Annotated in this window: 26 protein-coding genes; 19 read left to right on the plus strand and 7 right to left on the minus strand. The window is 47.7% G+C overall.

What is annotated here, in order from left to right:
- Positions 1 to 6: 6 nt before the first annotated feature.
- The 15 genes from uppS (at position 7) to CVV54_00880 (ending at position 13,938) form a co-directional block, all read left to right on the plus strand.
- A complete protein-coding gene (uppS, locus tag CVV54_00810) occupies positions 7 to 696 on the plus strand; it encodes a di-trans,poly-cis-decaprenylcistransferase (GenBank protein ID PKL05394.1) in 690 nt (229 codons plus the stop codon).
- Complete coding sequence (locus tag CVV54_00815; protein PKL05395.1) at positions 683 to 1,513, plus strand: phosphatidate cytidylyltransferase; 831 nt, start codon at positions 683 to 685, stop codon at positions 1,511 to 1,513. The genes uppS and CVV54_00815 overlap by 14 nt, the downstream gene beginning before the upstream one ends.
- Position 1,514: 1 nt before the next feature.
- A complete protein-coding gene (locus CVV54_00820; protein PKL05396.1) occupies positions 1,515 to 2,687 on the plus strand; it encodes a 1-deoxy-D-xylulose-5-phosphate reductoisomerase in 1,173 nt (390 codons plus the stop codon).
- On the plus strand, positions 2,669 to 3,730 hold the full coding sequence (locus CVV54_00825) for an RIP metalloprotease RseP (protein ID PKL05397.1): 1,062 nt from the start codon (positions 2,669 to 2,671) through the stop codon (positions 3,728 to 3,730). The genes CVV54_00820 and CVV54_00825 overlap by 19 nt, the downstream gene beginning before the upstream one ends.
- A gap of 17 nt (positions 3,731 to 3,747) precedes the next feature.
- Positions 3,748 to 4,794, plus strand: a complete 1,047-nt coding sequence (locus CVV54_00830; protein ID PKL05398.1) for a 1-hydroxy-2-methyl-2-(E)-butenyl 4-diphosphate synthase — start codon at positions 3,748 to 3,750, stop codon at positions 4,792 to 4,794.
- Between the two features lie 218 nt (positions 4,795 to 5,012).
- Positions 5,013 to 6,251, plus strand: coding sequence for an arginine deiminase (locus CVV54_00835; protein ID PKL05399.1), 1,239 nt, complete (start codon positions 5,013 to 5,015; stop codon positions 6,249 to 6,251).
- A gap of 71 nt (positions 6,252 to 6,322) precedes the next feature.
- On the plus strand, positions 6,323 to 7,276 hold the full coding sequence (gene argF, locus CVV54_00840; GenBank protein PKL05400.1) for an ornithine carbamoyltransferase: 954 nt from the start codon (positions 6,323 to 6,325) through the stop codon (positions 7,274 to 7,276).
- A gap of 157 nt (positions 7,277 to 7,433) precedes the next feature.
- Positions 7,434 to 8,186 carry an NAD(+) synthase gene (gene nadE, locus CVV54_00845; protein ID PKL05401.1) on the plus strand — a complete coding sequence of 251 codons (753 nt, stop codon included), beginning with the start codon at positions 7,434 to 7,436 and terminating at the stop codon, positions 8,184 to 8,186.
- Between the two features lie 53 nt (positions 8,187 to 8,239).
- On the plus strand, positions 8,240 to 8,992 hold the full coding sequence (locus tag CVV54_00850) for a YebC/PmpR family DNA-binding transcriptional regulator (protein PKL05402.1): 753 nt from the start codon (positions 8,240 to 8,242) through the stop codon (positions 8,990 to 8,992).
- On the plus strand, positions 8,880 to 9,509 hold the full coding sequence (locus CVV54_00855; protein ID PKL05403.1) for a crossover junction endodeoxyribonuclease RuvC: 630 nt from the start codon (positions 8,880 to 8,882) through the stop codon (positions 9,507 to 9,509). Before CVV54_00850 ends, CVV54_00855 begins: the two co-directional genes overlap by 113 nt.
- 2 nt (positions 9,510 to 9,511) lie before the next feature.
- Positions 9,512 to 10,117, plus strand: coding sequence for a Holliday junction branch migration protein RuvA (locus CVV54_00860; protein ID PKL05404.1), 606 nt, complete (start codon positions 9,512 to 9,514; stop codon positions 10,115 to 10,117).
- A gap of 23 nt (positions 10,118 to 10,140) precedes the next feature.
- Positions 10,141 to 11,205, plus strand: coding sequence for a Holliday junction branch migration DNA helicase RuvB (locus CVV54_00865; GenBank protein ID PKL05405.1), 1,065 nt, complete (start codon positions 10,141 to 10,143; stop codon positions 11,203 to 11,205).
- Positions 11,193 to 11,417 (plus strand): DUF2905 domain-containing protein, encoded by a 225-nt coding sequence (locus tag CVV54_00870; protein ID PKL05406.1) that lies wholly within the window; start codon positions 11,193 to 11,195, stop codon positions 11,415 to 11,417. The genes CVV54_00865 and CVV54_00870 overlap by 13 nt, the downstream gene beginning before the upstream one ends.
- Positions 11,418 to 11,683: 266 nt before the next feature.
- A complete protein-coding gene (locus tag CVV54_00875) occupies positions 11,684 to 12,871 on the plus strand; it encodes a hypothetical protein (protein ID PKL05611.1) in 1,188 nt (395 codons plus the stop codon).
- Positions 12,872 to 12,888: 17 nt separating this feature from the next.
- Positions 12,889 to 13,938, plus strand: coding sequence for a tRNA preQ1(34) S-adenosylmethionine ribosyltransferase-isomerase QueA (locus tag CVV54_00880; GenBank protein PKL05612.1), 1,050 nt, complete (start codon positions 12,889 to 12,891; stop codon positions 13,936 to 13,938).
- 199 nt (positions 13,939 to 14,137) lie between these two features.
- On the opposite strand, the gene CVV54_00885 is transcribed toward CVV54_00880, so the two are convergent.
- Genes CVV54_00885 through hutH form a run of 3 tightly spaced genes read right to left on the minus strand, consistent with a single transcriptional unit; the run spans position 14,138 to position 17,876 of the window.
- Positions 14,138 to 15,385, minus strand: coding sequence for an imidazolonepropionase (locus CVV54_00885; GenBank protein PKL05407.1), 1,248 nt, complete (start codon positions 15,383 to 15,385; stop codon positions 14,138 to 14,140).
- Entirely contained in the window at positions 15,382 to 16,305 is a 924-nt protein-coding gene (gene ftcD / locus CVV54_00890) for a glutamate formimidoyltransferase (GenBank protein PKL05408.1), read from the minus strand. Before ftcD ends, CVV54_00885 begins: the two co-directional genes overlap by 4 nt.
- A 38-nt stretch (positions 16,306 to 16,343) precedes the next feature.
- Positions 16,344 to 17,876 (minus strand): histidine ammonia-lyase, encoded by a 1,533-nt coding sequence (gene hutH / locus CVV54_00895; GenBank protein PKL05409.1) that lies wholly within the window; start codon positions 17,874 to 17,876, stop codon positions 16,344 to 16,346.
- 228 nt (positions 17,877 to 18,104) lie between these two features.
- On the opposite strand from hutH, the gene CVV54_00900 reads away from it, so the two are divergent.
- The gene (locus tag CVV54_00900) at positions 18,105 to 20,120 is read left to right on the plus strand and encodes a urocanate hydratase (protein PKL05410.1); all 2,016 of its coding nucleotides are present in this window, start codon (positions 18,105 to 18,107) and stop codon (positions 20,118 to 20,120) included.
- 13 nt (positions 20,121 to 20,133) lie between these two features.
- A complete protein-coding gene (locus CVV54_00905) occupies positions 20,134 to 20,763 on the plus strand; it encodes a methenyltetrahydrofolate cyclohydrolase (GenBank protein ID PKL05411.1) in 630 nt (209 codons plus the stop codon).
- 101 nt (positions 20,764 to 20,864) lie between these two features.
- On the opposite strand, the gene CVV54_00910 is transcribed toward CVV54_00905, so the two are convergent.
- The 4 genes from CVV54_00910 to CVV54_00925 all read right to left on the minus strand — a co-directional run bounded on the left by CVV54_00910 (position 20,865) and on the right by CVV54_00925 (position 25,005).
- Positions 20,865 to 21,290, minus strand: a complete 426-nt coding sequence (locus CVV54_00910) for a hypothetical protein (GenBank protein ID PKL05412.1) — start codon at positions 21,288 to 21,290, stop codon at positions 20,865 to 20,867.
- A 241-nt stretch (positions 21,291 to 21,531) separates the two neighbouring features.
- Positions 21,532 to 23,181, minus strand: coding sequence for a phosphoglycerate dehydrogenase (serA, locus tag CVV54_00915; protein PKL05413.1), 1,650 nt, complete (start codon positions 23,179 to 23,181; stop codon positions 21,532 to 21,534).
- 5 nt (positions 23,182 to 23,186) lie between these two features.
- Positions 23,187 to 24,332, minus strand: coding sequence for an alanine--glyoxylate aminotransferase family protein (locus CVV54_00920; GenBank protein PKL05414.1), 1,146 nt, complete (start codon positions 24,330 to 24,332; stop codon positions 23,187 to 23,189).
- A 238-nt stretch (positions 24,333 to 24,570) separates the two neighbouring features.
- Complete coding sequence (locus CVV54_00925; protein PKL05415.1) at positions 24,571 to 25,005, minus strand: hypothetical protein; 435 nt, start codon at positions 25,003 to 25,005, stop codon at positions 24,571 to 24,573.
- Positions 25,006 to 25,209: 204 nt separating this feature from the next.
- Between CVV54_00925 and CVV54_00930 the strand changes: the two genes are divergently transcribed.
- The gene (locus CVV54_00930) at positions 25,210 to 26,124 is read left to right on the plus strand and encodes an endolytic transglycosylase MltG (GenBank protein PKL05613.1); all 915 of its coding nucleotides are present in this window, start codon (positions 25,210 to 25,212) and stop codon (positions 26,122 to 26,124) included.
- Positions 25,998 to 26,348 (plus strand): hypothetical protein, encoded by a 351-nt coding sequence (locus tag CVV54_00935; protein ID PKL05416.1) that lies wholly within the window; start codon positions 25,998 to 26,000, stop codon positions 26,346 to 26,348. Before CVV54_00930 ends, CVV54_00935 begins: the two co-directional genes overlap by 127 nt.
- The last annotated feature ends 10 nt before the right edge of the window (positions 26,349 to 26,358 follow it).

Consider the following 26,358-nt stretch of genomic DNA (forward strand, 5'->3'; position numbering starts at 1 on the left):
GATCAGATGGAAGAGAACAGACTGAATCACATTGGAATAATCATGGACGGGAACCGCCGCTGGGCAAGATCCAGGGGGCTCCCTGCCATTCTGGGCCACAGAGAGGGCATAAAGGCTGTCGAAAGAACTCTCATCGCAGCAAAAGAACTTGGTATACCCTGTGTCTCACTATATGCCTTTTCCACAGAAAACTGGAAAAGACCAAAATCCGAAGTTCTTGGACTAATGGGATTGCTCAAGTACTACCTGAAGTTAAAACTTAAGGAGCTGAATCAAGAAAACGCAAGGATCAGATTCGCAGGCAACATCTCAGCGCTTTCTGAGGATATTCAGGAAATACTTCTGGATGCCGAGCAAAAAACCAGGAACAACGATTCAATGCAGCTTGTTGTCTGCCTGAACTACGGCGGAAGGCAGGAGATACTCGACGCAGTGAACAAAATGATCGGGGATGGGGTATCGCTGCCGGTGACAGAAGACGTTTTCCGTCAGTACCTTTACCTGCCTGATCTTCCTGACCCTGACCTTCTCATCAGGACCAGCGGAGAGCTCAGGATGAGCAATTTCTGGCTATGGCAGGGCAGTTACAGCGAATATTATTTTACAGATAAATATTGGCCCGACTTCGGCAAGCCTGATCTGGAAATGGCAATAGCCGATTACTACAGGAGGGAAAGACGTTATGGCAAAGCCTGATAATTTTCTGACATCTATACCGGATCTTCCTTTAAGAGCTTTCAGCAGCATCTTCATCGTACTTTTAATACTCGGAGGGATATTGAAAGGAGGGCATGTCTGGAATGCTCTTGTCTTCGTCGTGGCAATGATCTCTCTATGGGAGTTCTACAAACTATTATCCACGAAGCACGACATTTCACCATGGCTCATCATGGTATCCGGAGCTTTCATCCTGATTGGAGCTTCCTCTGAAATGAGTCTTACAGCAATACTATGTTCCATTTCATCTATCGTCTTTGTAGCTCTTTTTCTTGAGATAGTTCGCCGTCAGGTAAGCGCCGAGAGTTTCGCACTTGAGAACATGGGGGCAACGATAGTCGGGATAGCATATGTCATCCTGCCATGGTCCTTTATGATACTTATACGTTCCAGGGAGCTTGGATCTCTCTTTTTGATCACCCTCTTTTTCTGCACATGGAGCTGCGATGTTGCCGCTTATATTGTGGGAAGCCGCCTGGGAAGGAACCTTCTGTGTGAAAAAATCAGCCCCAAAAAAACATGGGAGGGATTTTTCGGAGGAACAGCCGCCAGTCTCCTGTGCGGAGGCCTGCTCGCTCTGATATTCTCATTTCCGCCCCTTCCGCTGCTGTTGATGGGACTCCTCTGCGGAGTTGCCGGACAGCTTGGCGACCTCGGAGAATCAGTACTTAAGAGAGAGGCAGGAGTCAAAGACACCGGATCGCTGATACCCGGACACGGAGGATTCTTAGACAGATTTGACAGCATCCTCGTGAACGGCACTCTCGCTTTCGTTATATTTGAACTCATAGGTTGATATGGTGAGTCCTTTTCCAAAGATCAGATTAGCAGTAATTGGAGCTACTGGAAGTGTGGGCGGGGCAGTTTTAGATATTTGCAGAAGGTTCCCTGAACGCTTTGATGTTGTTGCTTTGGCAGCTCAAAGCAATCAGGGCAAACTTTTGGAACTTGCTTCGATTTATAATGCTAAAAAGCTTTGCCTGACTAAACCTCTTTTAGGCAAATTCAAGACAGATGGCTTTGATTGCATGACCGGTGAAGATGCCCTTTGCGAGATAGCCTCAGACCCTGATGTTGACCATGTTGTATTCGCATCATCGGGCGTATCAGCCATAAAAGCACTTCAGACAGCACTGAAAGAAGACAAGGATGTATCCCTGGCAAACAAGGAAAGCATCGTTGTCGCCGGTCCGTGGGTAATGCCGCTTGTAAAACGTAAAGATCAGCTGAGGCCGGTAGACAGCGAACACAGTGCCGTCTGGCAGTGTCTCAGGGAAGATCATAAGCATGAGATAGCAAAGATCTGGCTTACCGCATCAGGAGGCCCCTTCAGGGATCACTCAAAAGAAATGTTTGAAAGAGTCACACTCGAAGAGACTCTCTCTCATCCCGTATGGAAAATGGGGCCCAAAATAACAGTGGACAGCGCGACATTGATGAACAAGGGAATCGAATGCATCGAAGCGATGCAGCTCTTCGGACTTCCTGCCAATAAGGTCAGCGCACTCATCCATCCAAAGTCACAGGTACACGGCGCTGTCCTTTTCATAGACGGAACAATGAAGATGCTTGTCTCTCAACCTGACATGCGCCTTCCTGCAGCAGCAGCGCTTGCATGGCCGGACAGACTGGACCTTGTCTCTTCCGGACTTGATTTTATTGAGCCTGAAAAATGGGATCTGCAGTTTAGGGAAATTGACGGTTCCCTTTTCCCATGTTTTAGTATAGCCTTCAAAGCAGGCGAGATGGGAGGAGCATATCCATCTCTCCTTGTGGGAGCCGATGAAGCCGCAGTACAGGCTTTTCTGGAAAGGACCATACCATTCACGGCAATTTCACAGATAATTGAGGAGACTCTTGCCAAATCGGTTTCGGCTTCCCCCGAAACTCTTGATGAAGCTATAGCCTTAGTAAGCACAGGCGAGAGGATCGCCAGGGAACTGTGTAAAAAATGGAGGCATCACTTTTGATAAGTATCATCTCTTTTCTAATTGTAATTTCTATCTGTGTGGTATCACACGAAGGCGGCCACTACCTCTCTGCCAAATGGAGAGATGTACTGATCCATGAGTTTTCATTCGGTATGGGACCTGCTGTGTGGAGCAGGCAAAAGGGTGAGACCCTCTGGTCTGTCAGAGCTTTCCCCATAGGGGGGTTTGTCAGGCTAGAAGGGGAGGACGCATCAGAGGAAGCCCCTAAACCTGACGGTTATGACCCTTCGCGTTCGCTTTCTTCAAAAAAACCATGGGAAAGGCTTCTTGTGTTGGCTTCAGGAGCCTGTGTGAACCTGATATTGGCATGGCTCCTTACTGCCGCCCTGCTCACTGGTCACGGTGTGATGGATCTTGAAAGACCTCTGGTAGGGAAGATCATGGAAGGAACACCTGCCTACTCCGCCGGCATGGAGTCCGGAGATGTAATAAAATCTATAAATGGAAAAGAACTGAATAAATGGTCGGATATCAGGGAGACTATACAAAATAAGGATGTCATCGGCGATCATTTTCATGTCACCGTGGAGAGGGGAGAACAGACCCTCAATCTCGACATTGACATCCCTGTTGACCCGGCTCACGGAGGACGTCTGCTCGGAGTACAACCCGGAAGGATAACTTATCCCGTTTACGTCGCGCTTCAAAAGAGCCTGGGCTATTCGTGGAACATGGGGGTTGAGATACTCAGAGGTCTCTGGATGGTACTTACCAGAAAGGTCCAGTCTGACGTAGTCGGGCCTGTTGGCATAGCCGTAATGGCAGGTGACGCACTTAAACAGGGAATATGGTCTTTCATTGCTTTCCTAGGCGTCATCAACCTCCATCTCGGTCTTCTAAACCTATTGCCTTTCCCGGCTCTTGACGGCGGAAGGATAATATTCATACTTGCAGAGATGATCACAGGAAGAAAGGTCCCTGAAAAATGGGAATCCCTGATCCATTACGGCGGATTTATAATACTCATCTCCCTTATAATCCTTGTAACAGGAAAAGACATTATCAGACTATTTATCAAATAAACTGGCGGGCGATAAATATGGGCAGCAGAAAAAGAGTTGAGATCAAAGGTCTGACTATTGGCGGCAACTCAACTGTACGAGTTGAAAGCATGATAAAAACTCCGCTTTCCAACATTGATGAGTGCGCCTTGGAGTGCGCTGCTCTGGCAAATGAAGGATGCGAACTGGTAAGGGTGTCGCTTCCCGATCTTGCTTTGGCAGATAATATGAAATTACTCAATTCAATGTCGCCTGTTCCGATCATGGCAGATATCCATTTCAACCACAGGCTTGCTATTGCGGCATTGGAAGCAGGCTGTCCATCGATCCGCATTAACCCAGGGAATATGAGCGACAGGAAGGGCACAGAAGATGTAATAAAGCTGGCCCAAAGTTTAGGTGCTGTAATACGCATAGGTGCAAACGGAGGTTCCGTAAGCAAAGCGCAGCTGGAACATACAAAGGGCGACAGGTCGGCGGCACTTGCCTTCGCAGTCGATGAACAGGTAAATATCCTAAGAGACTGCTCTTTTGAGGATATTATCATTTCTGCTAAATCCAGTTCAGTTGTTGAAACAGTAAGAGCAAACTTCCTCCTGTCACAAAAATATCCATATCCCATACACATTGGCATTACTGAGGCAGGAGCCGGAACTGCCGGTATCATAAAAGGAGCTGCCGGGATCTCAGTGATGCTTGCCCAGGGAATAGGGGACACCATCCGGGTAAGCCTGACTGGCCCCTCTGTCGAAGAAGTCAAGGTAGGCTACCATATCCTTGGCTCTTTGGAGATAAGGGAACGCGGGTACAACCTGATAAGCTGCCCCACATGCGGACGCAAAAGAATCGACGTTGCAAAACTTGTGGAAGAGGTGACCGCCCTTTTGCCTAAAAACATTAAGGATGGAACAACGATAGCAGTCATGGGATGTGAGGTGAACGGACCAAGGGAGGCTGCATGTGCCGACCTTGGCATTGCTGGCACCCCTGATGGTTTTGTGATCTTCCGCAAGGGAAAGGCGATTTGCAACGATACTTCCGAGAACCTAAAAAAGCGACTTATCGAAGAGATAAAGCGACTCTGATAGCCTTGTTGCAAAATAACACATTATATCTTGAAAATTGAACTCTTAGGGGCTTTAAGTTGATTTTTATTTGTGATATAATTTTTTTATGGTTAGTACGTTAGGCCCTGCCATTCAATTTTTGCAACATATATTAACCCATAACCCTGTTATTGCTGCTTTTTTTTAAGCCAAGCGTTGCTGAAGCTATTTTAAAAAATTTACCGGGGGGTGTAATTATGTGCCAAGATAAACCATTTTGTGTTTTCTCCGAAACCGGGGCGCTCAAACAGGTAATGCTTCATAGGCCTGGAAATGAACTTAACCGACTTACCATCAATAACATGAGCGACCTTCTCTTCGACGATCTTATCTGGCTTGAGCAGGCTCAGCGCGAGCACGATGAATTTGCCGACATACTCCGACGAGAGGGATGTGAAGTACTCTATTTCAACGAATGCCTCGCAAAAGTGCTTGAAGACAAAGAAGTTAGAGAATCATTGATCAAATCAGTTTTTATGCTTGAGTGTCTGGACCGTCACCTTTCTGAAGGACTTGCTGAAGTATTTATGGATCTCCCCTCTATCGATCTTGCCTCACACCTCATAAGCGGTTACAGCAAAAAAGAAGCCTCTTCATTATTCAAATCATCATTAAGCCTCATATCTAAAGTTGAAAACGGAGGAGATTTCGTAATCCATCCGATCCCAAACCTTTATTTCCAGAGAGACCCGGCTATTACAGTAGGATGCAGCATCGTTATAGGCCAGATGACCTATGAAGTTCGCAGAAGAGAGCCTCTTTACTGGAAATATATTACAAATCACCATCCCCGGTTCAAAGGCATAAACATCCTCTTCGGAGATGCTCCGGATGAAATATGGCCGCACAAGGTCGAGGGGGGAGATTTGCTGGTACTTTCTGACCGCGCCATGGCTATCGGTGTAAGCCAGAGAACTGCACCCACAACTGTACAGAGAATAGGGAAAAAGCTTGCACTGAACACCCATATAAGAAAGATCTTTGCTTTTGAGATTCCTAGAGAGCGTTACTGCATGCATCTGGACACAGTATTCACAATGGTAGACAAAGATGCTTTCACAATATTCCCGACTGTCATCAAGGTACTCAAGGTCTGGGAGATGGACTATGACGATAACGGAACACTTCTCTCCATAAAGCAGGCACACAACTGGAAAGAAGCTATAGCAAAAGAACTCGGGTTCGATAAGATAAGAGTCATCGAGATGAAGGGGAAGGATCAGGCAGAGACAGACAGAGAGCAGTGGCATGACGGCTGCAACACACTGGCAGTGGCACCGGGAAAGGTAGTCACTTACAACAGAAACCTAATGTCGAACAGACTTTTGAGAGAGAACGGCATAGAGGTCCTTGAGCTGAACGGTCCTGAACTCGGAAGAGGCAGAGGCGGTCCAAGATGCATGACCATGCCTCTGAACAGAGACCCAGTAGAATAGCTGATTTTTCTTAAGGCAATCGGAGTTATATTTTCCGCTAATATTTAACTAAAATTCAAGGAGGAGTATCCATGGCAATCAATCTTCGCAACAGACACCTGCTATCACTAAAGCACCACACCCCCCAGGAGATAGAATATCTTCTGGATCTCTCCGCTGATCTCAAAAATAAAAAACGAGCAGGGATCAAAGGCAACCTCATGGAAGGCAAGAACGTAGCCCTGATATTTGAGAAACCCTCGACCCGTACTCGCTGTGCATTTACTGTTGGGGCCATTGATGAAGGGGCACACCCGGAGTATCTTGGGAAAAATGACATACAGCTTGGTCACAAGGAAGATGTTGCTGACACAGCAAGAGTCCTTGGACGCATGTTTGACGGAATAGAGTTCCGCGGATTCAGCCAGAAGGTCGTGGAAGACCTTGCCAAATATTCTGGTGTTCCGGTATGGAACGGACTTACAGACGAATACCATCCCACACAGATACTGGCAGATTTCCTTACAGTTCGTGAGAATTTTGGCAAACTCAAAGGGATCAAATTTGTCTATGTCGGTGACGGACGCAATAATATGGCCAACTCACTGATGATAGGCGCTGCAAAGATGGGAATGCATTTCGTCATAGGTGCACCGAAATCACTCTTCCCTGATCCTGCACTGGTAGAGGAATGCAAAAAAATGGCAGAAGAGTGCGAGTCCGGAGCCACGATAGAGATAACTGACGACCCCAAGGCTGCAGTAAAGGACGCAGATGTAATCTACACCGATGTATGGGCATCCATGGGCGAAGAGGAAAAGCTTGCAGAGAGAAAGGCCATCCTGCAGCCTTACCAGGTAAACATGGACCTTATCAAGGCAACAGGCAATGACAATATGATTTTCCTGCACTGTCTGCCCGCCGTAAAAGGCTATGAGGTCACGGAAGAAGTCTTTGAATCCCGTTACGGAAGGCAGTTCGACGAAGCAGAGAACCGCATGCACACGATCAAGGCAGTAATGGTCGCAAGTATAGGTAATTTATAAATAAATAATTTTTATCTCTCAATGAGCGGGGATCCGGAGAACTCCGGGTCTCCGCTTATTTCTGCCCTATTTGCATTTAGACCTTGATGCATACTTTATGTTAGAATATATCGCGTCATAGTTCTCATTACATAAATACAAAGCGAGGCGTTGCCGCTTGTCTGTCTACAGGGATCCACAAAAAGTTACGGAATATCTTACAGAATGGATAAAAGAGCATTTCAGAACAGCAGGTGCAAAAGGTGCAGTCCTTGGGATCAGCGGCGGGATAGATTCTGCTGTGCTGGCCGGTCTGCTCTGCCGTTCTCTTGGAAAAGAGAATGTTGTAGGCGTGATTATGCCATGCCACAGCCAGCCCGTTGATGAAGAATATGCTCTTGAACTTGCAGCTATATTTGGGATAAGGAAATACAAAGTTGACTTAACAAAGACCTATGATCAGATGATATCTTCCATAAAGGAAGAAGGGCTTGATCTGGGAACTCTCCCTTCTGCAAATATCAAACCCCGGCTAAGGATGGCTACCCTTTACTCAATAGCTCAGCAAAACGGTTATCTTGTATGCGGCGGTGGGAACAGGGATGAGATAATGTACGGATATTTCACAAAATACGGTGATTCAGGCGTTGATCTCCTGCCGATGTCTGACCTTCTGAAAGGGGAGGTTAGAGCCCTTGCACTGCATCTGGGGGTCCCTCCAAACATAATCAAAAGGCCTCCGACTGCCGGCCTCTGGGCAGGGCAGACAGATGAATCAGAAATGGGGCTGACATACGAAGAACTGGACAATTATCTCGCCACAGGCGAAGCTGAAGATAGAGTGAAACAAAAGGTCGATAAAGCCATTGCAAGATCGGAACATAAAAGAAAATTTGCTCCAATGGCTTTGATACCAAAAAGTATTAAGTAAATAACTACTCTCTGATAGAGGTAGTCTAACTTGTAAATTATGAGGTGATTTTTTTGTCAGGACATTCAAAATGGGCAAATATCAAGCATCGTAAAGCCGCTCAGGATTCAAAGAAAGGGGTGGCTTTCCAGAAACTTGTTAAGAACGTCATCGCAGCAGCAAAGGCGGGCGGCGGTGACCCCAACGCAAATTTCAGACTTAAAGTTGCAATAGACAGAGCAAGAGCAGGCAACGTGCCTGTCGACAACATCGAAAGAGGGATCAAAAGGGGCACTGGTGAACTTGACGGCGCAATATTTGAAGAGATCCTTTACGAAGGATACGGGCCCAATGGAGTAGCAGTCATGGTACAAGCGTTAACAGACAACCGCAACAGAACAGCTCCGGAAATGCGTTCACTTTTTACGAAAACAGGCGGTTCAATAGGTGAACTTGGATGTGTCGCATGGAATTTTGACCGCAAAGGGATAATAGAGGTCACAGGAGAAGGCATCGACGAAGAAGAGATAATGATGGCTGCGATCGAAGCCGGCGCTGATGACGTAACTTCGGAAGAGGACGGATATGAGATAACATGCGACCCTTCTGTCCTGTCAGGTGTTGCAGAAACACTAAAAAACTCAGGATACAAAATAGAATCGATTGAAGTTGAAATGGTGCCTCAAAATACCGTTTCTATAACAAACAAGGCTGATGCAACCAAACTCCTTTCATTGGTTGAAAGATTCGAGGAACACGACGACGTTCAGGCTGTATACGCCAACTTCGACATACCGGACGAGATCCTTGCTGAGATCGACGGCTGAAAATACAAATAATAATGGTGTGAGAGCCCTGGGCATAGATCCGGGGCTCGGCACAATGGGATACGGAGTGGTTACCCAGTACGGTGACAGGCTTGTATGTGAAAGTTACGGAGTAGTGAGGACCCCATCCACGCTCTCCCTTACAAAAAGGCTTTCTTTGCTTTACGATGGACTGAAAGAAAAGGCGGGTGAGTATCCGCCCGATATAATAGCAGTGGAAAAACTTTTTTTCGGAAGGAATATCACGACTGCTGAAATGGTCTGGCAGGCAAGGGGAGTCATACTGCTTTTTGCAGCCCAGATGGGACTTGAGCCTTATGAGATAAAGCCTTCAGAAGTCAAGCTCGCTGTTTGCGGTTACGGCGCTGCAGAGAAGGGACAGGTGCAGGGTATGGTTGCAAACCTTCTCGGGCTGGAGAAAAACCCCACCCCCGATGACGCTGCGGATGCATTGGCGGTAGCTATTGCAGGACTTTCTATGTCATCATTCGACAGAAATATACTGAAGGGATACTGAAAATGATCAATTCACTTCGAGGCAAAGTTATATCCATAGGTGATGAAAGCATAACACTTGAGGTCTCTGGATTTGGCCTTGAGGTGTTCTCATCCAGGTCTCTCATGTCTCAGGCCTCTCTCTTAGAGGATCTTTTCTGCTTCGCCTACATGCAGGTAAGCGATGCTGGGATAAATCTTTTCGGGTTTTCTGACGAGCGTGAGCGACTGCTCTTTCTGGAACTTCTCCAGGTCAAGACGGTAGGAGGCAAGCTTGCCGTAACGCTCCTGCGACACCTCGATGCAGAACAGATCCTGCAGGCGATAGCATCGGGAAGCAGCGCAATGCTTACAGTTCCGGGTCTGGGTGCAAAGAGGGCAGAACGCATATGCTTCGAACTGAAAAATAAGATCTCGAAGAAATTCAGTGACATCAAAAGCTTTGGTGAACAGGGACAAAAAGATCACGTCTCGGACAGTTTCGTTATGGAAGCCCTCACAGGGCTAGGTTTCACCCAGGGAGAAGCAGTCCGCGCGATATCAAAGTCCAGGACCGAGGCAGGCCATGAAGCCTCATGGACAGAGGAAGCACTCCTTAAAGCCTCACTGAGCCTGCTTCGAAGGAACTGAAAGAAAAATGATGAGGGCAAATTATGATCGATAACAATGACAAACTCATAGAAAAAATAAAAAATGATAAAGAGGATGAGGTCTTCACACTGCGCCCTCAGGCGCTTGATGAATTTATCGGACAGGGCGGACTGAAGGACAAACTTACCATCTTCATGACAGCATCCCTCCAGCGAAGCGAGCCTCTTGACCACACGCTTTTTTACGGACCTCCAGGCCTTGGCAAGACGACTCTTGCAGGGATAATCGCGAAGGAAATGAAGGGCAACCTGCGCGTGACGACCGGACCCGCTCTTGAAAGGGCAGGGGACCTTGCTGCAATACTCTCCAACATCCAGCCCAACGATGTCCTCTTTATTGACGAAATACACAGGATGTCTGCTCACATTGAGGAGATACTCTATCCAGCAATGGAAGATTTTTCCCTTTCGATAATAGTGGGAAAGGGACCGCTCGCAAGAAGCATACGGCTCTCTCTTCCAAAATTCACCCTTATTGGGGCAACAACAAGGCTTGGACTCCTGACTTCTCCTTTAAGGGCAAGATTCGGCATAGTTGAACAGCTTCACCTTTATTCGCCAGACGAGCTTACTTCTATAGTAAAACGCGGAGCAGATGTCCTTGGTGTAAATATATCTGATGAGGCAGCTGTCGAAATTGGACTTCGTTCACGTGGAACGCCTCGTGTTGCCCTGAGGCTCCTTAAAAGGGTGAGGGACGTCGCTGAAGTGAAGAAAGTGGCCATTGTGGAAAGGGAGCTTTCCAAGTTTGCACTGGACATGCTAGGCGTTGATTCAGAAGGACTTGATGAAGGCGACAGAAAGTTCCTAATGGCGCTGGTCGAACTTTTCGATGGCGGGCCGGTGGGACTTTCAACCCTTGCGGCGGCCCTGAACGAAGATACCCAGACGATCGAAGATATATACGAACCCTACCTGATACAGAAGGGACTCCTGGAGAGGACCCCAAGAGGAAGAAAAGCGACCCGAAACACCTGGGATTATCTTGGGATACCCGTTTCTCCACATTTTGTTCAGTACCAGCAGATGCAGCTTTTGTCAGAGGAAGAGATTGAATGCAACAAATAGGCAAAATGCTTATTGCAGCAGGACTTGTCATAACTTTCGCAGGAATTGTCCTGTTGCTTGCAGGGCGTTTTAATCTGCCGTTCGGCAGCCTTCCGGGAGATATAACTTACCAGAAGAAAAACCTCACTGTATTTGCCCCATTTGGCACGATGCTTTTGATAAGCGTAATAATCACGATAATCCTAAACATCTTTTCCAGGTGGAAGCATTGAAAAAACTGCCCATATTTTTAATTCTTATCATTTCTCTTTTTTTCCATCCCTCTGAGGCATATCCCGTGATAAAGGAAGTTTCTGTTCTCCTGGAAAAAAGCGCTTCAAGCGGATCACTTTCCGGGACAGGGATAAAATTCACCGACCCGGATGGGAAAGAGATCGTCCTTTCCGGAACTTTGACCATCCAAAAAAGAGCCAGCGGAGAAATATCTGTCGGAAGCAACACTTTCAGAATGCCTTTAAAGGCAGTCGCTGATTTCCCTATGGGGTATAACGGAAATGCTTATCACGGCTCCTTGATATTTAAAAATTCATCAAATGGATTCAAGGTATCCAACATTGTAGATATTGAACAATACCTTCGCGGCGTGATAAAGGCCGAAATGAGTCCCAAGTGGCACATCGAAGCGCTCAAAGCTCAGTGCATCCTTGCAAGGACCTTTGCTGTCCGTGCAGGAGGCAAACATGGAGAAGACGACCTCTGCGACGGATATCACTGCCAGGTTTACAAAGGCATATCAGGTGAAGACCGGATCGCTGACAGGGCGATCGAAGAGACTTCCGGGCTTATACTCAGATGGAATGGAAGCCCTGCCAGTGTCTATTACCATTCGGACAGCGGAGGGATGGTAACTTCTTCAGGCAACGTATGGGGAGGGGATATCCCTTACCTCGAACCAAAGGCAGAGCCATTTGCTTATTCTGGCCCAAACACTATCTGGGAGATCAGCTTGCACATGTCCTTAATCGAGTCAAAACTTATCGGTAATGGTATAAATATTGGAACTATACATTCTATCACACCTCTCAAAAGGGATGAATCCGGAAGGATACTGAAAATGGAGATCAAAGGCACAGGAGGAACCAAGGCCATTTCGGGCTATACATTCAGAAACCTTGTCGGAGCTGGCAAGATAAAAAGCACTCTGTTCGAATTTGGGGCCCGTTCACCTTACATAAACGAGGAGCGCGGATCACTGCCTCTTTCACCGTTACCAAAGAAAAACATTAATAAGTCCTCAGCAGTGACAGTGACCGAAAAGATAGACCTATCCGAAATGCCTGAAGATGAGGAAGAGAAGCTGATCTGGCTCACCAAGAAAAGGGTCTTTACCACACTTGAGCTGATGGAGATCCTCTCAAAGCCCGATGATTACGACCTATTCATAGAAAAAGGAATAGCCAGAGCAGAGGGACGCCTTCCAATGCCAGAGCAACCCTCTGAAAGTACTGATGTGGATCTGGCTGAAACAACAGGGATACCCGAGATAAAATACTCTCCGGACCTTTCAATGGCTCCTGCCTCCGGTCAAAGCGTAACTATATTCGGAAGGGGCTCCGGACACGGGGTCGGCATGTCCCAGTGGGGGGCAAAAACTATGGCAGAAAAAGGCTGGACATTCGCACAGATACTCGAATATTATTTCCCCGGAACAACAATAGGACAGTGAGGAAGGATATTTTGGACATTACCGTACCGGATTTTTCAAAGACTTCAACATTTGATTACTATCTTCCCAAAGAACTTATCGCACAGGACCCAGTAGAACCGAGAGATTCATCAAGGCTGCTGGTCCTTCATAAAGATTCAGGGACAAGAGAACACAAAATATTCAGAGATATCAAGGATCATCTTAGAAAAGGTGACCTGCTTGTACTCAACGATACAAGGGTGATTCCGGCACGTGTCCCGGGGATCAAAAAAAATAGCAAAGCGGAAGTGGAGATCTTTTTCCTCTCTCCGGCTGCTGAACCAAATATGTGGACAGCTCTCGTAAGGCCAGGCAGAAAACTTAAAGAGGGAACACATGTCCAGCTGGGAGAGGACGTGGAGATAGTAGTAGGCGAAAGGCTTGAAGACGGGGTAAGGAATGTTTATTTCGCCCCTTCTGCAGATCCTTTTGCGATCATACACAAATACGGCACGACGCCGCTTCCGCACTATATCACTGAGACTCATGCGGAGCCTGAGCGCTACCAGACCGTATATTCCAAACCTGAAAAGGAAAATTCCGTCGCTTCGCCCACAGCGGGGCTTCATTTCACGAAGGAACTCCTGAAAGAGATCAGGACAATGGGCGTAGATGAGGCTTTTGTTACGCTGCAGGTTGGACTGGGCACTTTCCGTCCTGTTAAAACAGAGAACTTATCTGAACATATAATGCACAGTGAGCTATGCGAAATATCAAACATTACTGCCCGAAAAATTGCAGAAACAAAAATGAGCGGAGGCCGTGTGATCGCTGTAGGGACCACGGTCGTAAGGACTCTTGAATCCTTCGCCATGCACTACGGTGAAATCAGGCCGGGAATTCTTGACACAAGACTTTTTATCACACCCGGGTTCAACTTCAGGGTCATCGATGCTCTGATAACGAATTATCATCTGCCGAAAAGCACGCTGCTTATGCTGGTTTCCGCTTTCGGCGGATATGACAGAATCATGGAGGCATACAACGAAGCTGTCGATCTTAAATACCGCTTCTTCTCGTTCGGGGACTCCATGTTCATCTGCTGAAGATTTATGAGAGGCTGCCGGAAATTATTCCGGCGGGATTCAATTGCAAATCTGTTGGAAATCAATGGGGGATCAATAGTTAAATCAAAAAATAGGGACAGGGATCAAATTTTAAATGTTGGGTAAATAGGTGTATAAAATAATGAGTCGAGCCTATCTCAGGCCCAACTCATTATTTTTATAATTTGACAGTTTTTTATTAGGCTACGCGTTCGGACAGTTTGTGGACTTCAAGCACTGAGGTGCTTCCCGCATGATAGGCCAGCGTTGTTGGTGTCTCTCCGTCAAGGACAAGGAAATCTGCCTGTTTGCCGGGTTCAAGGCTTCCGACCTTATGCTGCCTGTTGACTGAGTATGCCGCATTCAGTGTTGAGGCGACAAGAGCTTCTTCTATAGTCATGTTCATATTCATTACACCCAGACCGAATATGAATGGCACCGACTCACAGAAGCAGGATCCGGGGTTGCAGTCCGTAGCAAGTGCTACCGGGACATCCCAGTCTATCATTTCCCTGCCTCTGGCGTAGGGCTTTTTCAGGCTGTAGGCAGTCGCCGGAAGAAGTACCGCTATAGATCCGGCATGTCCCATAGCACGAAGGTTCTCTTCGCTTGCGGCAAGGAGGTGCTCTGCAGACCTTACTCCGAGTTCTGCAGCAAGTCCGGCTCCGCCCAGATCGTGGACTTCATCGGCGTGTATCTTCATTTCAAATCCCAAAGCCTTCGCCGCTTTGAGTATCTTCCTGCTCTGGTCTACAGAAAAAACGCCCTCTTCGCAGAATATGTCGCAGAACTCCGCTATTCCCTGATCTTTTACCTTTGGGAGCATCTCGTTGATTATGAGATCAACAAAATCGTCAGGTCTTTCCTTGTATTCAGCAGGAACAGCATGTGCACCCATGAACGTCGGGATAACATCAAGCGGGGTCTCTCTTGATATCCTACTAATAACCGAGAGCATCTTCAACTCCAGTTCGAGGTCAAGTCCGTAACCGCTCTTGATCTCAACCGTTGTCGTACCTTTTGCAAGAGCTGACATGGCAAGTTTTTTTGTGTTACAGAAGAGCTCTTCTTCTGTAACGGATCTTACTGCCTTTACAGATGAAAGTATGCCGCCCCCGCGCTTGAGTATCTCGAGGTAGGGGAGTCCGTCCAGTCTCATCTTGAACTCGTCCTCGCGCCTCTTTGCGAAACAGAGATGAGTGTGCGGGTCTACAAATCCGGGTATCACACAGGCTCCTTCCATGTCTCTCTCTTCATTGACAAAAGACGGGGAAGACAGCCCATTAAGTACTTCTTTTTCGTCTCCTATGGCCTCTATCAGGCCATTGACTGTAAGAATGGCTCCCCGGCTATACTCCTTTATCTTTCCCTGCTCTTTGCCCCTCAGAGGGTGTCCTGAATCAAGCGGGGTAAATACCCTTGCGTTCCTGTATAGTTTTACTGTCATTCCGCCCTCTCTCCCATCAGTTCAAGGAGCTGGAGCTCCAGCACCTGTGCGGGATCGAAGTCATTGATCTGCATGTAGTACGCAGCACTCTCAAGTATGGCGTTTACAGGGATCATTCCGTATACCTCGGTCTCAATGACCTGTACGCCCCATCTTCTGGCTTCCATCCTTATCATTTCAAGCACCCTGTAGAGCGAGTTCTTTTCGTAATCTACAAGGTTCATGCTGACCTGGGTGATACCGCGTTCCTCAAGTGCAAGGCCTATGCCCTTTACGTGACAGAAACCGCCGGACGATGCCCTTACTGTGTTTGCGATTTTTTTGGCAACATCCAGGTCAGTTGTGTCAAGGTTGACGTTGAACGCAACAAGGAACTTGCGGGCTCCAATGACTGTGGCTCCGGCCGTAGGGTGGAGTCCGGGTCCGCCCACATCAGGCATTCTTTCTTCTTTCGTTTTTGCCTCTTCCTTAAGGACTTCATACTGTCCCTTGCGGATGACCTCCAGGCGTTTTCTTTCCGGTCGCCTGGCTGCATCTTCATAAAAGTAGACAGGGATCCCACATTCTTTGAAATAACGCTCCCCGAAATCGTGGGCAAGCTTTATGCACTCTTCCATTGATATCCCCTTTATTGGGGTAAAGGGTACAACGTCAATTGCTCCGATCCTTGGATGTCCACCCTGATGGGAGTTCATGTCGATATTTTCAAGTGCAGTCTTTGCGGCTTCTATCAGTGCGTCCTGAATGGGCGCAGGAGCTCCGACAAGGCTTATGACCAACCTGTTGTGGTCTTCGTCAGCGCGATGGTCGAGAAGGTAAACCCCTCTTTTATCCTTAAAACAATCAACTATTTTTTCAATGACTTCCGGGCGCCTTCCTTCACTGAAGTTCGGCACACATTCGATCAACTGCATTGCCATACTCATTCCTCCCTGTATTTGATAAAGTTTGATATTTTTTACTTCAGCTCGCCGATCTCTTTCTCGACTGCATCAATTATAGTGCCATCAGTCACCAGTTCAAGAGATTTAAGCATAAGTGGCTGCATATACTGGTCCTTCGCGTAGAATGGGACTTCCCTGCGGAACGCCTTATAAGCAACAGATGTACCACGCCCCGGTTTCAGGGGAGCCCTGAAATCGATGCCCTGTGCAGCGTTCAGCATCTCTATTGAGATCACGCGTGTAGTGTTGTTCAATATTGTAAGTGCTTTTCTTGCGCTGTAGCCGCCCATTGAAACGTGGTCTTCCTGTCCAGCAGAGGTAGGGATGGAGTCCACACATGAAGGATGTGCCAGGACTTTATTTTCAGAAACTATTGCAGCAGCGGTATACTGAGGGATCATGAACCCACTGTTAAGTCCGCTCTCTGCAACAAGGAAAGGTGGAAGATCAGACAGTTTGTGGTCTACCAGTCTTGCCACACGTCTCTCTGATATGTCAGCTATCTCAGCTACAGCAATGCCGAAGAAATCCATAGCCATGGCTATGGGCTGTCCATGGAAATTGCCTCCGCTGATCGCCTCTCCGTCCTGGTGGAAAATGATCGGGTTGTCGGTCACTGAATTGATCTCGATGTTTAATACGGTCTCAACATACGAAAGAGCGTCCCTGCTTGCCCCATGGACCTGGGGGAGGCAGCGCAGAGAGTAAGCGTCCTGCACTCTGTCCTTTTTGTATGTTTCGATTATCTCGCTGCCTTCGGTAAGCCTTCTCATGTTTTCTGCAACGATGCTCTGCCCGACCTGTGGACGCAGATCGTGTGTGCGTCTGTCAAAGGCGTATGGGACAGCGTGAAGGGCCTCCGCTGAGAGAGCTGAAGCAATGTCAGCATTCTTCATCAGTCTCTTTGCATCATAAAGGCAAAGAGTTCCTATGCCTGTCATGACAGTAGTACCGTTGTTAAGGGCAAGTCCCTCTTTAGGCATCAGATCGACCGGCTTAAGCCCGTTAATGCTGAGCGCCTCAAGGGTCGGCATTTTTTTGCCTTTATAAACGACGTCTCCAAGACCTATCAGTGTGATGGCAAGATGTGAAAGAGGGCAGAGGTCGCCGCTTGCTCCTACCGATCCCTGGCGCGGTATCACCGGATGGATGCCCATGTTGAGATAGTTGACAAGCTGGGTCAGAGTCTGAAGGCTAATACCCGAATATCCTCTTGTAAGTGTATTGATCCTGAGGAGCATTATTGCCCTGACGTAATCTTCCGGAAGCGCTTCTCCAAAACCGCATGCATGGCTCATAAGCAGATTTTCCTGGAGCTGGCGGCTTTGGTCACGAGGAATGACCACGGATGCCAAGTCTCCGAAGCCTGTGGTCACGCCATAAACAACGCGTCCTTCGTTCACCCATTCCTTGACCGAATCAGCGCATTCTGATATAAGTTTTTCTGCCCCGGGGTCAAGCTCTACCTTGTAACCATTTCTTGCAACGTTGACAATATCGCTAATAGTAAGAGATTTTCCGTCTAAAACTACTGAATTTGAGTTCATTACAAAATCCCCCTTTTTATTGTTTAGATGCTGATGTCCTGGTTCTGTGGTGCTATAATCATGGTATTAAGATGAATCATTTTACTGTTAGATATTTATCATATTTCACAGCTTTAATACTTTCCATTCCTAAATCTTTGCGTTACAATTAGTATAATCAGATATTTATCTTAGTCAAGATAAATATCACATGATATTAGAAATCATTATGAATGGAGTTGACCTAGCATGTTTGATCCAAAAACAGGAAAAGCACTCGAGATCACACTGGACTTTCAGGAAGGTCTCCCGCCCAAAGCGGAATTCGAGCAGGGGATCAGAAGAGCTCCAAACAGGGGACAGGTACTGAACGATAAAGAAACGGTACTGGCTCTTAAAAATGCGCTTCGTTACATACCTGAAAAATACCACAAAGAGATAGCTCCGGAATTTCTGCAGGAATATCGCGAGCACGGACGCATATATGGTTACCGTTTCAGGCCTCAGGGACGACTCTACGGCAAGCCGATCAATGAATACAGGGGCAAATGCACAGAAGGCAAGGCATTCCAGGTAATGATCGACAACAACCTGGACTTTGACGTAGCTCTCTATCCATACGAACTTGTAACATACGGAGAGACGGGACAGGTATGCCAGAACTGGATGCAGTACCGGCTGATAAAGAAATACCTTGAAATACTTACACCTGATCAGACTTTGGTCGTTCAGTCAGGACATCCTCTGGGCCTTTTTCGTTCCGATCCTGGGGCTCCGAGGGTAATACTGACTAACGGACTTATGGTAGGCATGTTTGACAACCCAAAAGATTTTACGAGGGCAGCAGCACTCGGAGTTGCGAATTACGGACAGATGACGGCAGGCGGATGGATGTACATAGGTCCTCAGGGAATCGTCCACGGAACATATAACACACTCCTCAACGCCGGCAGGAGCAAATTCCACCTTCCTGAAGGCAAAGGTCTCGCAGGACACCTTTTCGTATCTTCCGGACTTGGCGGAATGAGCGGAGCGCAGCCAAAAGCAGCAGAAATCGCTGGAGCTGCGTCGATCGTCGCTGAGGTTGACCCTTCCCGCATAGACACAAGGCACAGCCAGGGATGGGTCAGCAGGAGGACCAGGGATCTTCCTGAGGCCTTCAAATGGGCAAGGGAAGCAATGAATGAGGGCAAGCCACTTTCGATCGCATACGAGGGCAACATCGTCGACCTTCTGCAGTTCGCGCTGGACAATAATATCAACATAGAACTGCTTTCCGACCAGACATCATGCCACGCAGTATACGACGGCGGATACTGCCCGCAGGGCATTTCGTTCGAAGAGAGGACAAGACTGCTTACAGAAGACAAGGAAAAATTCTGCAGGCTCGTAGACAAGACTCTAAGGAAACATTATGAACTGATCAAGGCGCTGACAGAAAAAGGAACATATTTCTTTGACTACGGCAACTCCTTTATGAGGGCCGTCTTTGACGCGGGAGTCACCGAAATAGCCAAAAACGGAGTAGATACATATGAGGGGTTCGTCTTCCCCTCATATGTAGAAGACATTATGGGCCCGCTCCTTTTCGACTACGGCTACGGTCCCTTCCGCTGGTGCTGTCTGAGCCGCGATCCTGAAGACCTCAGGAAGACAGACAAAGCCGCTATGGACTGCATTGATCCCAGCCGCAGGTTCCAGGATCACGACAACTGGGCATGGATCAGGGACGCAGAAAAAAATAAACTCGTTGTTGGTACCCAGTGCAGGATACTGTATCAGGACGAAGAGGGCAGGGTGCGCATCGCACTTAAGTTCAACGAGATGGTCCGTACGGGAGAGATAGGACCTGTAATGCTCGGAAGAGACCACCACGACGTATCCGGAACCGATTCACCCTACCGCGAAACTTCCAACATAAAAGACGGAAGCAACATAATGGGCGAGATGGCCATACACTGCTTTGCGGGAAACTGCGCCAGGGGAATGAGCATGGTCGCACTGCATAACGGCGGAGGAGTAGGGACAGGCAAATCCATAAACGGCGGCTTCGGCCTTGTGCTTGACGGAAGCGAGAGGGTAGACAGCATAATTAAAGCCTCTTTGAGCTGGGATGTTATCAGCGGAGTTGCCAGACGCGCATGGGCAAGGAACGAAAACGCGCTTTCAACAGTCGGAGAGTTCAACCGCAAGAGAAGCGACGGTCACATCACCGTTCCGTTTATAGCTGACGATGAATATCTGACAAAACTTGTAAAAGAATAGAGGGGGGATATCTATGAAATTTGAAAGAATGGAAATACGCGCGTTTCTCGACGAGCTTGCCTCGGATTCACCGGCACCCGGAGGAGGAAGCGTAGCAGCCCTTTGCGCCTCTCTTGGCTCTGCGCTTGTTTCAATGGTGTCCAACCTTACGATAGGCAAGGAAAAATACAAAGAGAGCTGGCAGCTGATGGAGGAAGTCGTCGGCAAGAGCGAGTCCCTGAGGTTCAAGTTCGTGGAACTGATGAACAGGGACACCGAATCCTTCAATACTTTCATGGCTGCAATGAAGATGCCTAAGGCAACAGAGGAAGAGAAGTGTATCCGCAAAAAAGCAATGGGAGAGGCTTCAAAACTTGCCACAGAGGTCCCTCTTCTTACTCTCGAAGCCTGCGTAGAAATGACTGAACTGGCTTATCTGGCAGCAAAAAACGGCAACACAAATACGATAAGCGATGCGGGAAGCGCTGCACTGATAGGAGAAGCTGCAGGAAAAGCCGCAGCTTACAATGTGAAAATAAATCTTCCCGGCGTAACTGACGAAACTTTTGCAGCGGATTTCAAAGCCCGTATGACAGAGGCCCTTCAGCAGCTAGGCATTAACGCAGACAAGACAACTGATATCCTTGACAAGGCACTGCAGTAATTTCGACCGGAACAACCAATAATTATAGGGCTGCCCGGCCAAGACCGTGGCAGCCCTTTTCTTTTTCAGATCAAGAAAAAATATACTATCGCCGGATCTTTTTATCTGTTGATAAATATTAACCCCGAAATACAGAGGATCATTCCAATGATGTTGTTCATCGTAAGGTTTTCCCTGTAGAAGAATACACCTATCAGTACCAGCGCGACTGCAAGACATATATTGGCTACCAGTGATCCGATACTGATGTTCCATCCGACCTTGTACATCATTATGAATCCAAGCTCAAGACAGACTATTGCTGCGCCAAGCAGGATGCTGTTCCACCTTATCCCTCTTACGTCAATGGAAATATCCTTGAAGTGGCCGGTATAGAGATAGAGGCCCAGACAGACAGATGCTGCTATAAGGTATGTGACAAGAAGCGAAAAATAAGGGTCCGCTCCGCCTGATAATGATTTTGAACAGATGTGATACAGAACATTTGAAAAAACGATAAATCCTATGGGCCAGTAGTAGTCCAGCATTTTTCTCTTATCCTCCCCGGAAGATCCTTATCCTTCTCAGCCCGGTCAGAAAGTTTTGGACTCCCAGGCCGGGACCAGGATATCATAGATCAGACCCTTCCATTAAATCAACCGTGAAAAGAGCTATGCCTTTCAAAAAAATTACACTCAGTTTCACAATAAAAAGGCAGGCGGGAGAATGGTTGATGTCTGCATTCCTCCCGCCTGCTGCCTACCGGTCTTTGATATTAATCAAGAAAAATTACTCAGCCTCCGTAAAATCTATAAGGGTGAGCCAAAGCATGTCCCCGCTCTTTTCCAGTTTTTTTCTGATCGATTCGTCAATGTCGCTGTCTATCTCAAGCGCGCCAAGGGCAAGTCCGCTGTTGTCCTTTCTTCCAAGGGCAAAATTGGCAATGTTGATCTTGGACTCACCAAGTATATTTCCAATCTTTCCTATTACACCGGGCCTGTCGTGATTCTGGAAAAGTATGAGTTTGCCGTTGGGAACAAAGTCGAGCCAATATTCGTTTACCTTTACGATACGCATACGGCCCTCTTCAGTGATGGTACCAATAAGCGACACTTTGCACTTTTCGGCATCCAGTGTTATCTCAACAGTATTTTTATATGTTTTAGGATCTCCAATGCTCTCTTCCACTGTCAGACCGCTGTCCTTGGCAAGGAGGGGAGCCAGCATGTATGAAACTTCGGGACCGCGGCTGACTTCAAAAAGGCCTTTAAGTACAGCGATGCTGTAAGCGCAAAGTCTGTTTGGCATTGGTTCATCCTCGCTGAACATATCTCCGCGCAGCATAATGTGGCAGCTCTGTACAGCACCGCACTCTGTTTCCGCAAGTTTGGCTCCCAGTATTCCCATTTTCCTTGAAAGCATTAGGAATGCTTTCTGGGCCTTGTTAAGCTTTTGCTCCAGAAAGGGGAGGTTTACGGCATGTTCGTACGGCTCTCCCCGCAGTGCAGCTATCATATTCTCTGCAGCGATCTTTGCCACCTCTGTCTGTGCCTCTTCTGTACTGGCTCCAAGGTGCGGAGTTATAACGATCCTGTCCTCAATGTCTTTGGCAAGGAAGGGGTGACCTTCACACATAGGTTCCGCGGTATAAACGTCAAATGCTATCCCCGAAAGCCTTCCGTCCCTTACCGCATCTGCTGCGGCCTTTTCGTCAACTATACCGCCTCTTGCGCAGTTGATGAGATATGCTCCCTTTTTGAATGCTTTCAGCATTTTTTCATCGATAAGATTCGTGGTATCAGATGTCAAAGGCATGTGGATCGTGACAACGTCAGCTATTGAGAGCGCATCAGCAATATCTTCCCTCATTGGTATGCCCAGTGATTCGGCCTTCTTCTTCGGCGTGTAGGGATCGTATGCGATCACATCCATCCCAAAAGCGCGGCAGCGCTGGGCAACTGCGGCTCCTATCCTTCCAAGTCCGAGAACGAGGACCTTCTTTCCGCTGAGCTGATGGCCTGAGAATCTTTTTCTGTCCCATTCACCGCTCCTGAGGGAACCAAATGCCTGCGGAACCTTTCTTACTAGACCCAACATAAGAGCCATTGTCAGCTCTGCTGCTGCAAGTGTGTTTCCGGTAGGTGCATTTATTACCACTACGCCTTTACGGCTCGCAACAGGAACGTTGACATTGTCCACCCCTACACCTGCACGGGCAACTACCTTCAATTTGACCGCGGCGTTCAGGGCCTCCTCGTCCATCTTTGTTCCGCTCCTTGTGAGAACAGCGTCCATTTCGGGCAGTTTTTTAAGAAGGTTTTCACGTGTCATGCCGACTTCTTCTATCAAATCAATGTCAGGAGCATCTCTGAGCATCTGAAGGCCGGCTTCACCGACAGTCTCCGCCACAAGTACCTTCCATTTTTTATTTTGAGCCATGGTCATTAATCCTCCCTGTTCCAGATATTCCAGGCTTCTGCAAGGAAATCTTTTTTTAGAGTCTGTGCCATATCTGCAGCTCCGTAGAGTGATCCAAGGATGATGCAGAGTTCTGGCCATCCCCAGTTGTTGTAGTGTGCGACCCTGATAAGTTCCCCTTTAAGCTTTCCCTGTCCGCCGGCTGTTTCAATCCCCATCGCGCGAAGTTTTTTACGAACCGCTTCCGTGTCACCTCCGGGATATTTGAAGGCGGTAACTCCAGGAGAGCGGGCCTCCGGGCATTTGACAAGAAGATCAAATCCCATTGCTTCAAGTCCGGCAATAAGGGCGTCGGCGTATTTCCTTCTCGATTTGAACCAAACACCTGTACCTACCTCCAGTATCTCCTCCAGAGCTTCGTCGAGGGCATAGTAAAGTGACACAGGTGGTGTAAAGGGATTTGCCGGGGATTTTGCTTCCAAGTCTTTTTTGTGAAGCTTCAGATCGTAGCTGTAACTGGGGCATGTTTTTCCTTCAAGAGCATTCCAGGCTTTTTCTGAGAGCCAAACAAGCCCAAGTCCCGGAGGGGTAAGAAGTCCTTTCTGAGAGGCTGTTCCTATTGCGTCAATACCCCATTCCTGCGGAAAGCACTCCATAGCTCCAACCGAGCTGACTCCGTCAACAAGTATTAGAGGACGGTCCTTTTCAGGGATTGCTGCTATTATTTCTTTGATCGGATTAACAACGCCTGTCGATGTCTCATTCTGAGTTATCATGAGAACTTTGCAGCCCGGATTGTTTTTAACTGCTTCAGCGGCAATTGCCGGCATAACCGGGTCACCGAACTGCACATCAATATTGATGCCTTCAGCGCCTGTCCTCAATGCAATTTCACGAAACCTGTTACCAAAAACTCCGCATGAGATCGAAATGAATTTATCGCCTTTTTCAAGAAAGTTGACCGCCATACACTCAAGAGCTCCTGTACCTGAGGATGGAAGTATTATTACCGGACCATCACTTTTTAACAGTTCACGGAGATTCTTCTCGATTCGCGTAAAAAGCTCTGAAAAAGCAGGACACCTGTGTCCTATCAGCGGACGTGCACCCGCCCTCAGTACTTCTGCCGGCAGTTCCACCGGACCGGGGGTCAGCAGATATTTCGTATTCATTCATATTTCCTCCTTATTATGATGATCAAAATTTTGTAACAAAAAAGGGACCGGAAGAAATCCTCCGGTCCCTGAAACGCCTTGATGTTCTAGAAAATTTTAGTGATTTTCTCTATTCATCGGGTACACGTTTCGGGACCGGCAAAGACAACCAGAGCCGCCGCATGAGAAAGAAACGCCGGAAGAGAGAGATGATGACGAAATGCCTGAATAAGCAAAACATGCTGATCTTCTCATTTTAAGCGCTCCTTTCCTGTGTCCCCGTTGAATGGTTAACATATATACTCTCCTTTTGGTTAAATGTCAAGCATTTCTTTAAGGCATGGTTGAACACAAAGGCGGGGAATTTGCAGCCTACGGCTGCGGTGAATTCGCGTCCTGCGGACGCTGGGGAATTTGCTCGCTTCGCATCGCGGAGAATTGCGGCCAAGGGCCGCGGAGTTTCAAAATCACCGTCTTTCCCGAATGCTCCAATCGGGAACCCAGCAGCTTTGGATTTAGGTAGCATAAATCCAGTCATAGCAAGAATATAATGACACTGGAACGCCGATTGATGCACTCGGGGGAGACGATATAAAAGGCTTTCATTCCCCGCCGGATGGGTCTTCCGGCAAATTCCCCAGCGGCCGAAGGACGCGAATTCCCCGCAGCCCAGAGGCTGCAGTTCGGCCATTGTATCCCGGCAACTTCGCTATTTAACCTTATCGCCATTAAAGGTATAATTCCTACGTGTGCCCGTCTGTCGAATAATTGGGCAAACCGTGGAGAGTAAGGAGAGAATTTTTTGACGAACAGGACAAGAGATCTGATACCGTCTTTAACAGCTTTGATACTTTTCTGTTTCCTTTGCTTTGTTATTCCCGCAATATATCCTGACATGTTCGCCTACTCATCAAAAAAAATCGAAGTAACAATAACAGGAGGCATGTCTGCAGGGCAGGCCGCGAGGGCGCTGAAAGAGTCAGGCGTGGTTCGGGACGCAAATAAACTCGTCAAATGGATGATCAAACTTGAAATAGACAGGACACTCAGACCGGGAACATACCTTATTGCCCCCGGTGATGAAATTTCTGTAGCAAACCAGCTTAAAGCAGCCAGGCCAGTGAGCCTCAACGTAATGATTATACCGGGGACAAGATACAGCACAATTAACGCCGCTCTGAAACTGCCTGAGGGTGATGACGGACTTTTAAGGGCCCTCTCCGATAAGGAGAATTTCCCTTCCGAACTTCATGACCTGCTGCCGGATGATCCAAAAGACAGGATAGTTTTCTTACTGCCTGAAACTTATTCCCTGGCTCCGGGCAACAGTGTAGGGGTGCAGACAGTAAAGAGGGCGTCCAGGCTCTGGATGGAAAGAGTAGGGAAGTTCCTTCCTGAGAATGCAGATAAGAAATTCACTGCTCAGAGGGGGATACTCGCTTCTATAGTCGAGGGCGAGGCAAAGATAGAAGAGGAACGCCCGATATTGGCCGGAATATTCTTAAACAGGATAGATAAATGGATGCCCCTCCAGTCTTGCGCGACCGTGATCTATTGCTGGGACGAACTGGGAATAAAAAAGAAGAACCTTACATACAAAGATCTGGAGATCGATTCACCATACAATACGTACAGGAACAGCGGACTGCCTCCGGGACCTATATCAGTACCTTCGGAGGATTCGTGGTTAAGCGCACTGCAGCCTGCAAAGACAGACTACCTTTTTTTCTTTGCAACTCCGGAAGGAAACCACATATTCAGCGGGACATACGAGGAACATCTGAAAAAACAGAAGGAGATGACCGAGTGAAGCCGCAACTGAGCGTGATCTCGCTTAAGGTACCTCAAAAAGATATATACTATATCAGCTGGACTATAGACGCATGCGAAGGCCTTGGACTCCTGAGGACAGACGACCCCAAAATGGGAGAGGTAACGGTCTTCACGCCTTCAGAACTTTTGGGAGACATGCTGGGATGCATAGAAGGCCTGAAGAATGAGGGACTGGAGATAAATATAGTCAATGTCAGCTGACCGACAGGAG

The organism is Synergistetes bacterium HGW-Synergistetes-1 (assembly GCA_002839185.1).
GTDB lineage: Bacteria > Synergistota > Synergistia > Synergistales > Synergistaceae > Caenicola.